Origin of the sequence: Pseudomonas fulva NBRC 16637 = DSM 17717 (assembly GCF_000730565.1) — a bacterium.
GTDB classification, from domain to species: Bacteria; Pseudomonadota; Gammaproteobacteria; order Pseudomonadales; family Pseudomonadaceae; genus Aquipseudomonas; species Aquipseudomonas fulva.
The window spans coordinates 1-11,493 of sequence record NZ_BBIQ01000033.1; the positions used below are offsets into that span (position 1 = coordinate 1).

General features: G+C 59.1%; 9 protein-coding genes and 3 tRNA genes. 9 read left to right on the top strand and 3 right to left on the bottom strand.

The window, feature by feature from the left end; genetic code table 11:
* Positions 1-244: 244 nt before the first annotated feature.
* The gene (locus tag PFU01S_RS22285; RefSeq protein ID WP_154665224.1) at positions 245-403 is read right to left on the bottom strand and encodes a hypothetical protein; all 159 of its coding nucleotides are present in this window, start codon (positions 401-403) and stop codon (positions 245-247) included.
* Between the two features lie 68 nt (positions 404-471).
* Here PFU01S_RS22285 and PFU01S_RS21175 point away from each other — a divergent pair, with 68 nt between their 5' ends.
* The 5 genes from PFU01S_RS21175 to PFU01S_RS21475 all read left to right on the top strand — a co-directional run bounded on the left by PFU01S_RS21175 (position 472) and on the right by PFU01S_RS21475 (position 5,446).
* Positions 472-1,107, top strand: a complete 636-nt coding sequence (locus tag PFU01S_RS21175) for a TetR/AcrR family transcriptional regulator (RefSeq protein WP_023535859.1) — start codon at positions 472-474, stop codon at positions 1,105-1,107.
* Between the two features lie 100 nt (positions 1,108-1,207).
* Positions 1,208-1,813, top strand: coding sequence for a DUF4823 domain-containing protein (locus PFU01S_RS21180; protein WP_028688125.1), 606 nt, complete (start codon positions 1,208-1,210; stop codon positions 1,811-1,813).
* Between the two features lie 9 nt (positions 1,814-1,822).
* On the top strand, positions 1,823-2,389 hold the full coding sequence (locus tag PFU01S_RS21185; RefSeq protein ID WP_028688126.1) for a DUF1285 domain-containing protein: 567 nt from the start codon (positions 1,823-1,825) through the stop codon (positions 2,387-2,389).
* Between the two features lie 120 nt (positions 2,390-2,509).
* On the top strand, positions 2,510-4,189 hold the full coding sequence (locus PFU01S_RS21470) for a dermonecrotic toxin domain-containing protein (RefSeq protein WP_050438018.1): 1,680 nt from the start codon (positions 2,510-2,512) through the stop codon (positions 4,187-4,189).
* 93 nt (positions 4,190-4,282) lie between these two features.
* Positions 4,283-5,446 (top strand): membrane-targeted effector domain-containing toxin, encoded by a 1,164-nt coding sequence (locus PFU01S_RS21475; RefSeq protein ID WP_154665225.1) that lies wholly within the window; start codon positions 4,283-4,285, stop codon positions 5,444-5,446.
* 219 nt (positions 5,447-5,665) lie between these two features.
* Here PFU01S_RS21475 and PFU01S_RS21195 read toward each other — a convergent pair.
* Both PFU01S_RS21195 and PFU01S_RS21200 read right to left on the bottom strand, forming a co-directional pair.
* Positions 5,666-5,741 (bottom strand) — tRNA-Asn (locus tag PFU01S_RS21195).
* Between the two features lie 61 nt (positions 5,742-5,802).
* On the bottom strand, positions 5,803-6,999 hold the full coding sequence (locus tag PFU01S_RS21200; protein ID WP_028688127.1) for an amino acid aminotransferase: 1,197 nt from the start codon (positions 6,997-6,999) through the stop codon (positions 5,803-5,805).
* A gap of 283 nt (positions 7,000-7,282) precedes the next feature.
* Here PFU01S_RS21200 and uvrB point away from each other — a divergent pair, with 283 nt between their 5' ends.
* From uvrB to PFU01S_RS21220, 4 genes are all read left to right on the top strand, one after another.
* Positions 7,283-9,298: an excinuclease ABC subunit UvrB gene (gene uvrB, locus PFU01S_RS21205; RefSeq protein ID WP_023535858.1), complete on the top strand. Its 2,016-nt coding sequence runs from the start codon at positions 7,283-7,285 to the stop codon at positions 9,296-9,298.
* Positions 9,299-9,485: 187 nt separating this feature from the next.
* Positions 9,486-10,967 carry a glutamate--tRNA ligase gene (gene gltX / locus PFU01S_RS21210; protein ID WP_028688128.1) on the top strand — a complete coding sequence of 494 codons (1,482 nt, stop codon included), beginning with the start codon at positions 9,486-9,488 and terminating at the stop codon, positions 10,965-10,967.
* Between the two features lie 273 nt (positions 10,968-11,240).
* Positions 11,241-11,316, top strand: a tRNA-Ala gene (locus PFU01S_RS21215).
* 73 nt (positions 11,317-11,389) lie between these two features.
* Positions 11,390-11,465: transfer RNA gene (locus PFU01S_RS21220), tRNA-Glu, on the top strand.
* The last annotated feature ends 28 nt before the right edge of the window (positions 11,466-11,493 follow it).

Sequence of the window (11,493 nt, forward strand, 5' to 3'; positions counted from 1 at the left end):
GATCAAGATCAAGATCAAGATCAAGATCAAGATCAAGAGCAAGAGCAAGAGCAAGAGCAAGAGCAAGAGCAAGAGCAAGAGCAAGAGCAAGAGCTGAACGGTAGCGTGGGGGTCGCGGGGATCTGCTTTACGCTAGCCGCCCAACCCCCCCTCAAAAAAAACCCGGCTTCTGGGGGGGAATCCGGGTTAAGACCATTAGGAGTAGAACAAAGGTACGCGGTCCCTGAGTACCTTTATCGCCGCGTCACTCGGGGGGATGCGCCGCGCCGACCCCTTGAGTATTGCCCAGGCTACGCACAATGCCAGGCAAAATTGATCGTTTTTTAAACAGATTTGGAATACTCCAGGCCAGGCTGCCAACGATCAGGATCACCCGCACACCACCGAAAACAGAGGTGACCACGGATGATCCGTGCAATTTCGCGCAAGTTAGGCATAATAATCCGCTTCGATCGTCAGCCAGTCCTTCCCATGCAGAAAGAACCTCGTAAGGTCCGTGAGTTTCGCCGTCGCGAACAGGAAATCCTAGACACCGCACTCAAGCTGTTCCTCGAGCAAGGCGAGGACAGCGTCACCGTCGAAATGATCGCCGACGCCGTGGGTATCGGCAAAGGCACGATCTACAAGCATTTCAAGTCCAAGGCAGAGATCTACTTGCGCCTGATGCTCGACTACGAGCGCGACCTCAATGAGCTTCTGCATTCGGCCGATGTAGACCGCGACAAGGAAGCCCTGTCTCGTGCCTACTTCGAATTTCGCATGCGCGACCCGCAACGCTACAGGCTCTTCGATCGTCTGGAAGAGAAGGTAGTCAAGGGTAACCAAGTGCCGGAAATGGTCGAGCAACTGCATAGCATTCGCGCCTCCAACTTCGACCGCCTCACGCAACTGATCAAAGGCCGCATCAGTGAGGGCAAGCTTGAAGATGTACCCCCTTATTTCCACTATTGTGCCGCCTGGGCATTGGTCCATGGGGCGGTAGCGCTCTATCACTCCCCGTTCTGGAGCAATGTGCTGGAAGATCAAGAAGGCTTCTTCCAGTTCCTGATGGACATCGGCGTACGCATGGGCAACAAACGCAAGCGCGACCCCGACCCAGCCAGCTGAGTCAGCACCGGCCCAAGCGTGTGGCCAACCCAAAACTGGCGCAAAAGCTGCATTCGTCAGCCATTCGCCGGCTTTTTTGACGCCGGCCCTTGGAGGAATGATGCGGAGCCTGGTCTTGGTGCTGACGCTTGCGGCGTTGGGCGGGTGCATGAAAGTAAGTGATATGGGGGAAGGTGTTCGCTACCACATGAGCGATGCCGGCCTGCTGGATCACAGCGATACCCGTCGTACGCTGTCGATCCGACTGCAGCCCGATTCCTTTATCTTCATTGGGCAAGGTGCATTCGTGCCGCCCGGTAAAGGCCCGGTCCCGCAGCAGAATGCGGTGGCCGAAGAGGCCTTCAAAAGCTTCGTTGAGTATTTCCCGATGCTACGCCGTGCCGAGGCACCGCTGGGCCTGGAAGAGGCCATTGCGCAGGCACGCTCATTTGGGGCCGATTACGTGCTCTATACCCGTTTCGCTCGTACCGATGACCGCATTGGCAATGGGGACGAGTGGTACGACGAACAGGCCGTGGACCGACTGGGTTGGGATAGCGGCGTGGTACAGATGATGCTCATCGAAACCAGTACCCGCTACCTGATAGACACGGTCCGTATCAAAAGCCGTGGCGGTTTGTTGACGTTCCACGACCAGACGCCCAGGGATTTGCTTGCTGCGCCCATGCGCGAGTACGCTCGTAGCCTTCTTGGCATGAGTCGATGAGGCACTGCGATGAATGAGACGGGCAAGGCCAATGACCTGCTGACACAGCTTCCAACGTCCAAGGGCTTGCCGCCTGTGCACCTCTGGAATCCCGATTTCTGCGGCAACATCGACATGCGTATCGCACGGGACGGAACGTGGTATTACTTGGGCACGCCTATCGGCCGCAAGCCGATGGTGAAGCTCTTTTCTTCGATCATCCGCCGCGACGGTGATGATTACTTTCTGGTAACGCCAGTCGAGAAGGTCGGCATCAAAGTCGACGATGCACCGTTCGTTGCCGTGGCCCTGGAAGTGACGGGGGAGGGGGAGCAGCAGGTGTTACGCTTCACCAACAATGTGGATGATCAGGTCGAGGCAGGGCCTGACCATCCGCTGCGGGTGGTGACTGACCCCGTCACCCAGGCGCCTTCGCCTTATGTGCTGATGCGCAGCAATCTTGAGGCGTTGATTCACCGTAATGTCTTCTATCAGCTGGTCGAGTTGGCCGTTGCGCGGCAAATCGCAGATCAGCAATGGTTGGGCGTGTGGAGCCGGGGTGAGTTCTATCCCATAGGGCAGGTGGATTATCCCTGAGTCACGCTTCACCGCACTTCACTGGGGCATGAAGACCGTGTGGAAGGTGGTTGATAACTAGCGCTCAAAACGCACGGTAATGGCTCAACCTCACGGCTTTACACCGTGAGGAACCTCGCCATGGGCCTGCAGATTCTGACCCCACCCGTCGAATCCCAGCTACGCGCCATCGCTGCTCCACTTGTAGCAGCCTGTCCTGATATGCGCCAGTTGGCCCGCGACACAGCTGTTGGGTTGTTGAGCAAACACAACTTGTCACACCTTGACCCTGACCAGGTCTACCTCAACCGTTTCGAAACCGCCCAGAGCAGCCCTCGCACCTTCAGTGGGTGGCAGCACCTGGACCCGCCTGTCCAATCCTTCACACTGCCGCAGTTGGTCATGCACCGTTTCGACGTCCATGACCAGGATAACAGCGACCTGCTCAGTTACCTGACCGGCTTTTACAGTAATGGCCCTGGCCCCGGTTTTTATGACGAGCACAATGAGATCCGTCTGGAGCCCCAGGCTGTGCTCGAGGATTTCTGGCAAATCGACTTCAGTACCCAATTTCACCATCGGCTTCAGGCGTTTTGGCAAGAACATGCTGAGCACTATCGTGTACTGGCGAAAGTCAACTTCCTCGCCAAGGTGATCGAAATTTGCGCGGCCGACAGCAGCACGGCGCTGGACCAGCATGTTCGCCGCGTCGCCACTGCGCTGACAGGTCTTGATATTGCATCACCCACGTTGGAGCAACTTCAGGCGGTTGTACCGCCGGCCGCGGGTTATCGCGTGTGTACCTTCGACATTGGCGGGCACATTGCGAGCGACTTTCTGCGCATTGTGCTGGAGGATGGTTCGCAACTGCTGTACACCCCAGGTGAAACGGACGCACTGCATCTTTTCCCAACGCGTAAGGACCTCTACTGGTGGGTGTTGAACAATACCAACGAAGCCGAAAACCGGGCGCGCTTCGTGGCGCACTTTCCGTTGTCCAGCCGTGCCCAAAAAGATGATCGCCTTGGCCTCAATCACCTGATCGATCTACTGTTCTTCAATTGGGGCGGTGATGATCACGAGTGCCTCAATCAGCTCGATGCCACCCTGCCGGGCGATGCGTTCAGTCACCTGCGCGACGCCGCGCGCCAGCGCATGACCGACGACGCACAGTTCGCCCTGCGCAGCAACGCGGACCTGCGCAAACAGCTGTGGATCGGCTATCTCAAGGCGTTCGGCCAAGTAGCAGGGCCCATGGCAGCTGTCGACTGGCCGATCGCACTGGCTGTGATCGGCGCAGGGCTTGCCGATATGGGGCTGAACATCGACCAGGCTGTCAACGGTCATACCACGAGCGAGCGGCAGGCCGGTGTGACCGGCGCGATCTTGGCGGCCATCGACACCTTGTTCAACGCCGCCATGCTAGCCGGTGCCGTAGGTGCAGGCGCCGAGGAAACGCTGATTGATCCACAGGTGCCTGAGGGCAGCACCCTGGCCGTTGAGCAAGAAGAGGCGGCCCCGGCGACACCCGCCGAAATTGAAGCCTGGGTCCCTGAGCCGTTCCGCCCGGTTGGCCATGAAGACCTGCTGGCACCTTTTGAAACCAACATCATCCTCAGCGCCCAGTCTGGGAGTGGCGGGCAGGAGGGTATCTATCTGCAGGATGGCAAGTTCTATGCGCTGATTGACCAGCAACCCTTCGAGGTCCGTTATGTGCAGCAGATGGGCGGCTGGGTGGTCATCGACCCGCAGAATCCGTACTCGTTCTATCGCAACGTGCCCATCCATATGACAGCGGACGGCCAGTGGCAACCTCTATAGCGCTCAGGCTTGCAGGGTGGCGGATTGCCACGCAAGTTGCTTGGGGCCTGGGGGCGGCCAAGCAACGCAGCTGCTGTGCAGGCCCTGCCCGAAATGCCCTACGAGATTCCGCATGAAACCCGTCCTCTGCTTGAGCATGCCGCCAATGCCCCGGTAGATGAACGCGCGCTAAGTGGAATCATGAGCAGCTCCGATGCTCAGGTAGAAGCGAGCTACCAGGCATTCCGTGCCAGCCGCGACGCACTTGCCACCGACGCCGTTGCCTATCTTGAAAATGTCATACCGCCCGCGCGGCCCGCAATAACGGCTATGCCTCGTGACGCCAGTGCCAAGCTGATCATCCGCAGCCTCTACCAGAACAGTGAAGGGCTGGTCATCGGTGAAAGCCATTCAGGGCTGGGCAGCAAGCAGTTTCTGATAGACAACATGCCTCTGCTCAAGCGCGAAAAGATCAAGGTGCTCTACCTGGAGCATTTCATGACCGACTTTCATCAGGCCGACCTTGATGTGTTCAAATGCTCGGGCAAGATGCCCGCCCGGTTGAGCACCTATGTGAATAATCTGGATGAAGGTCATGGGGTCGATCTGGCAGGCCGCTACTCGTTTCGCAACGTGCTGATTGCGGCGCAGAAGTCCGGCATCCGTATCCAGTCCATCGACTGCATGGCCAGCTACCGCCAGGCCTGGGACAACCCGCCATCGGCGGTGATCAGGCAGCAAATGATGAACTTCTACGCCCATGAAATCATCGAGGCGGACCAGGCGGTCCGAGGCCCAAGCCGGTGGGTTGCGCTGGTGGGAAATAGCCACGCCAGCGACTTTGAAGGCGTGCGCGGCGTAAGCGAACTTCAGGGCGCAATCAGTTTGCGCGTCGAGGACATTGAGGTAGGTATGCCCGGCGGTATCGGTGCCGACCCTGGGCTGGCGGCCATTGATTACGTCATGGAGGTACGCCGGGTCAAAAGCGATCTTCGCCTGCAAGTACCGATTAAAGCGGCGAAGCCGGTCGGTGAGGAAGTGGCGGCCATGCTCAAGCATAACGGTGCATTCACGTTCGAGAGCACCGATGGCCAGTTGCAGTTGGTGCATCGCAGCCGCACGGGTGGGTTGGTGTACACGCCCATCGTCCAGGAAGGTGAACGTTTTTATATCCAGCGGCCCGAGTGGCCATGGGTCAGTGAGCGACGGCTAGCAAGCCTGCGAGAGATACGTACCCTGCTGGAGCATCATGGGTTGCAGTATGTGCTGACGAGATGAGTCGATGCGCGGGAGGCGTGCATTTGGCCTACGCCTCATGGAGCGCCTGAACGGCACCCATGCCATGCGGATCATGCGATGAGCACTGACCTGGGCAAAAGACACGGGCATATCCACAGCGGGCACAAAAAAGCCGCTTTGGGTATGTCTGTTTGACAACATCCCTCAAAGCGGCGTTTTTGGATTATTTTCAAAACCCTGTGAAGGATCTTGATTATCTGGCTCCGCGACCTGGACTCGAACCAGGGACCCAATGATTAACAGTCATTTGCTCTACCGACTGAGCTATCGCGGAATGTGCACGTATCTTACTCAACAGCAGGGGTAAGTCAAGTCACCCCTGCGAAATCAATCAGTTACAGCACTTCAACGATGGCTTTGGTCACGACGTGGATATTGTTCTGGTTCAGCGCAGCCACGGCTATGCGGCCAGTGTCCAGCGCGTAGATGCCGAACTCGTTCTTCAGCCGAGCCACTTGCTCCACGGTCAGGCCCGAGTAGGAGAACATGCCGACCTGGCGACCCACGAAGCTGAAGTCGCGCTTGGCACCGTAATGAGCCAGCAACTCGACCATCTGCTTGCGCATGCCATGAATGCGCTCGCGCATTTCTGCCAGCTCGGTTTCCCACATCTGCCGCAGCTCTGCGCTGTTGAGCACCGTCGCCACGATGGTGGCGCCATGGGTGGGGGGGTTGGAGTAGGTGGTACGAATAACCCGCTTGACCTGGGACAGCACGCGCGTGCTTTCGTCTTTGGAGGCCGTCACGATCGACAGGGCGCCCACGCGCTCACCGTACAAGGAGAACGATTTGGAGAACGAGCTGGAGACGAAGAACTCAAGGCCCGACTCGGCAAACAGGCGTACGGCAAAGGCGTCCTCGTCGATGCCGTCTCCAAAGCCCTGGTAGGCCATGTCCAGGAAGGGCACATGACCTTTGGTCTTGACCACTTGCAGGACGTTCTTCCAGTCTTCCAGGTCCAGGTCCACCCCGGTCGGGTTATGGCAGCAGGCATGCAACACGACGATGGAGCCTGCGGGCAACGCCTCGAGGTCTTCGAGCATGCCTGCCCGATTGACGCCGTTGGTCGGGGCGTCATAGTACCGATAGGTATGAACCGGGAAGCCCGCTGATTCGAACAGCGCACGGTGGTTTTCCCAGCTCGGGTCGCTGATGGCTACCACGGCCTCGGGGGATACACGCTTGAGGAAGTCGGCGCCGATCTTCAGTGCGCCCGTACCGCCCACTGCCTGGACAGTCACAACCCGGCCATCGGACAGCAACGGGGACTGGGCACCGAACAGCAGTTTCTGCACCGCTTGGTCATAGGTCGCGATGCCGTCGATCGGCAGGTAGCCACGCGAGGCATGCTGGGCGGCACGCTGGGTCTCGGCTTCGATCACAGCCCGCAGCAGCGGAATGCGGCCTTCCTCATTGCAGTAGACGCCCACCCCCAGGTTCACCTTGTCGGTGCGTGGGTCGGCATTGAATGCTTCGTTGAGGCCCAGGATGGGGTCGCGGGGTGCCAGCTCGACAGCGGAAAACAGGCTCATTGTTACCTTGGCTCGGATAGGAGTGTAAGGGGAGGTATCCGCTCCAGCCGAATGCACTGAAGCGGGGCACAAACGGGGAGTCAGTATAGTGATCCGGTACGGTCACGGCGACACTGCGACGCCGCTTTTACGACTATTTGCGCAAAAAATTTTCGACCCTTGCGGCCTTTGCCCTGTCCACCGTAACACGGGGTCACCGTTGGGCCTTCAAAGCGTCCCCCGGCGTGCCCATTTGGGTATAGACTACTGGCTAAATTTACAGTGCAGCACCGCGAGGTTCGACATGTCCGAGTTCCAGCTCGTTACCCGGTTCCAGCCAGCAGGCGATCAACCAGAGGCCATTCGGCAAATGGTCGAGGGCATCGAGGCGGGGTTGGCGCACCAGACTCTGCTGGGGGTGACCGGCTCTGGCAAGACCTTCAGCATCGCCAACGTCATCCAGCAGGTGCAGCGCCCCACGTTGGTCCTGGCACCGAACAAGACGCTGGCGGCGCAGTTGTACGGCGAGTTCAAGGCATTCTTCCCCAACAATGCGGTGGAGTACTTCGTTTCCTACTACGACTACTATCAACCCGAAGCCTATGTGCCCTCATCGGACACCTTCATCGAGAAGGATGCCTCGATCAACGACCATATCGAGCAGATGCGCCTTTCGGCGACCAAGGCGCTGCTCGAGCGGCGCGATGCGATCATCGTCACCACCGTGTCCTGCATCTATGGCCTGGGCAGTCCTGAAACCTACCTCAAGATGGTGTTGCACATCGACCGTGGCGACAAGCTCGACCAGCGCGCGTTGCTACGCCGACTGGCCGACTTGCAGTACACCCGCAATGAAATGGATTTCGCCCGTGCCACCTTCCGAGTGCGTGGGGATGTCATCGACATCTACCCGGCCGAATCGGACCTTGAAGCCATACGCGTCGAGCTGTTCGACGACGAGGTGGAAAACATTGCCGCGTTCGATCCGCTGACAGGCGAAATCCTGCGCAAGTTGCCAAGGTTCACGTTCTACCCCAAGAGCCACTACGTGACGCCGCGAGAAACGCTGCTTCAGGCGGTTGAGGGTATCAAGGAAGAGTTGGCCGACCGGCTTGAGTACCTGCACAAGGCCAACAAGCTCGTGGAGGCTCAGCGTCTTGAGCAGCGTACCCGCTTTGACCTGGAAATGATCATGGAGCTGGGTTACTGCAACGGTATCGAAAACTACTCTCGCTACTTGTCCGGTCGTCCTGCCGGTGCGCCCCCACCTACGCTGTATGACTATCTGCCCGCCGACGCACTGCTGGTCATCGATGAGTCGCACGTCAGCGTTCCCCAGGTGGGCGCCATGTACAAAGGGGACCGCTCACGCAAGGAAACGCTGGTGGAGTACGGGTTTCGTCTACCGTCGGCGCTGGACAACCGCCCCATGCGCTTCGACGAATGGGAGAGCGTCAGCCCGCAGACCATCTTCGTGTCCGCCACGCCCGGCCCTTATGAAGAGGCGCATGCTGGGCGCGTCGTCGAGCAGGTGGTGCGTCCCACTGGCCTGGTCGACCCGCAGATCGAAATACGCCCTGCGCTGACCCAGGTAGATGACCTGCTCTCGGAGATCCGCAAGCGCGTGGCCCTGGGCGAGCGGGTGCTGGCCACCACCTTGACCAAGCGCATGTCCGAGGACTTGACCGATTACCTGGCAGACCATGATGTACGGGTGCGATACCTGCACTCTGACATCGACACCGTGGAGCGGGTCGAGATCATCCGCGACTTGCGCCTGGGCACGTTCGATGTCCTGGTCGGCATCAACCTGTTGCGCGAAGGCCTGGACATGCCCGAGGTTTCGCTGGTCGCCATCCTCGATGCGGACAAGGAAGGCTTCCTGCGCTCCGAGCGTTCGCTGATCCAGACGATTGGCCGGGCTGCGCGTAACCTCAATGGTCGGGCGATTCTATATGCCGACGCCATAACCGGTTCGATGCAGCGGGCCATTGACGAGACCGAGCGACGTCGAGAAAAGCAGATCGCCTTCAACGAAGCGCACGGTATCGTGCCCAAAAGCGTGGTCAAGGACATCACCGATATCCTTGAAGGTGCGACCGTCCCGGGCGCTCGCAGCAAGAAACGCAAGGGGATGGCCAAGGCGGCAGAGGAGAGCGCGCGTTACGAGGCCGAGTTGCGCACCCCAGGCGAAATCACCAAACGCATCAAGCAGCTCGAAGACAAGATGATGCAATACGCCCGTGACCTGGAATTCGAAGCCGCCGCCCAGTTGCGTGACGAGATCACCCAGTTGCGAGATCGCCTGATCGCAAGTTGATGCCTGGCGGTCGGCATTCACAGCGCATCGATCAGGCGAGACCGCGCTGCACCCAAGCCACCCACGGTATGGCCTACCGTGGGCTCGGCATCATGGGGGGCCAGCTCAGGTTCACCGCATCGCTGGAGCCCGGTGCCTGCCACCTGCTAACATCGAGGCTTTGTTTCATCTTTCGTTCGAGACTCCCATGACCACCGTACGCACGCGTATCGCGCCATCGCCTACCGGCGACCCCCATGTCGGCACCGCCTACATCGCCCTGTTCAACTACTGCTTCGCCAAACAGCACGGCGGCGAGTTCATCCTGCGCATCGAGGACACCGATCAGCTGCGCTCCACGCGCGAGTCCGAGCAGCAGATCTTCGATGCGTTGCGTTGGCTGGGCATCGAATGGAACGAGGGCCCGGACGTGGGTGGCCCACATGGTCCGTATCGGCAGAGTGAGCGTGGTGAAATCTATGCCCAGTACGCCAAGCAGCTGGTCGACGCCGGCCATGCGTTCTATTGCTTCTGCACCGCCGAGGAGCTGGAGCAGATGCGCGCCGAACAGCAGGCCCGCGGCGAGACGCCTCGTTACGATGGGCGAGCGTTGCTGCTGAGTGCCGACGAAGTGCAACGCCGGCTGGACGCAGGCGAGCCCCATGTAATCCGCATGAAAGTGCCCGCCGAGGGCGTGTGCGTGGTGCCGGACATATTGCGCGGTGACGTGGAGATCCCGTGGGATCGCATGGACATGCAGGTGTTGATGAAAAACGATGGCCTGCCCACGTACTTCCTGGCCAACGTGGTCGACGATCACCTGATGGGCATCACCCACGTACTGCGCGGTGAAGAGTGGTTGCCGTCGGCGCCCAAGTTGATCAAGTTGTACGAGTACTTCGGTTGGGAACAACCCAAGCTGTGCTACATGCCCCTGCTGCGCAACCCGGACAAGTCCAAGCTTTCCAAACGCAAGAACCCGACGTCGGTGACGTTCTACGAGCGCATGGGCTTCATGCCCGAAGCCATGCTCAACTACCTGGGCCGGATGGGCTGGTCCATGCCAGATGAGCGCGAGAAGTTCTCGCTGGCCGAAATGGTCGAGCACTTCGACCTGTCCCGCGTTTCGCTGGGCGGGCCGATCTTCGACATCGAGAAGCTCTCCTGGCTCAACGGCCAATGGCTGCGTGAGCTCCCTGTGGAAGCCTTTGCCCAGCGCCTGCAGAAATGGGCGTTCAACAGCGACTACATGATGAAAATCGCGCCGCATGTGCAGGGCCGGGTTGAAACGTTCAGCCAGGTGGTGCCTTTGGGCGGGTTCTTCTTCGAAGGCGCACTGAAGCTTGACGCCAAGCTGTTCGAAAGCAAGAAATTGTCGGCCGATCAGGTGCGCCAGGTCCTGCAGTTGATCCTGTGGAAGCTTGAGAGCCTGCGTCAGTGGGAAAAAGAGCGCATCACCGGTTGCATTCAGAGCGTGGTCGATGCATTGGAACTGAAGCTGCGTGACGCCATGCCCTTGATGTTCGCCGCCATCACCGGGCAGGCAAGCTCGGTGTCGGTGCTCGATGCCATGGAAATCCTCGGCCCTGACCTGACCCGCTATCGTCTGCGTCAGGCCTTGGATTTGCTGGGCGGTGTTTCCAAGAAAGAAAACAAGGAATGGGAAAAGCAGCTGGCTACCATCGCTTGAGATGAGGCAGGCGGGCAGGCCGTCGTTCCCACGACGGTCGGCCGCTGCCGTGTGCAGTGGATCCAGCGTTGCAGGCTGGTCTGGCCCGCCCGATAAACCGATATTGCGGGGCAGGGCGGTAAGTGATTGTTATCTGTGAAAAAACTTTTGGTTTTTTTGAAGATTTAGTTTGACAGGCCTGCACCTGGATCTTAATATGCGCCCCGTCCACAGCGATGAACATAAACGAAACGCCAGGCACCCAGCCAGCGTATCGGTTCAGCGTGACTCTGTGGGGCTATAGCTCAGCTGGGAGAGCGCCTGCATGGCATGCAGGAGGTCAGCGGTTCGATCCCGCTTAGCTCCACCAAATTCCTGTTGTCAGCCAATGGCTGACACGTAGAACGGGCACTAGCAGCACGTTCTTGAAGGTAAGAAGGTTCGTCCCCTTCGTCTAGTGGCCTAGGACACCGCCCTTTCACGGCGGTAACAGGGGTTCGAGTCCCCTAGGGGACGCCAGTTCTACACAAGCGATGTTTCGGCATGG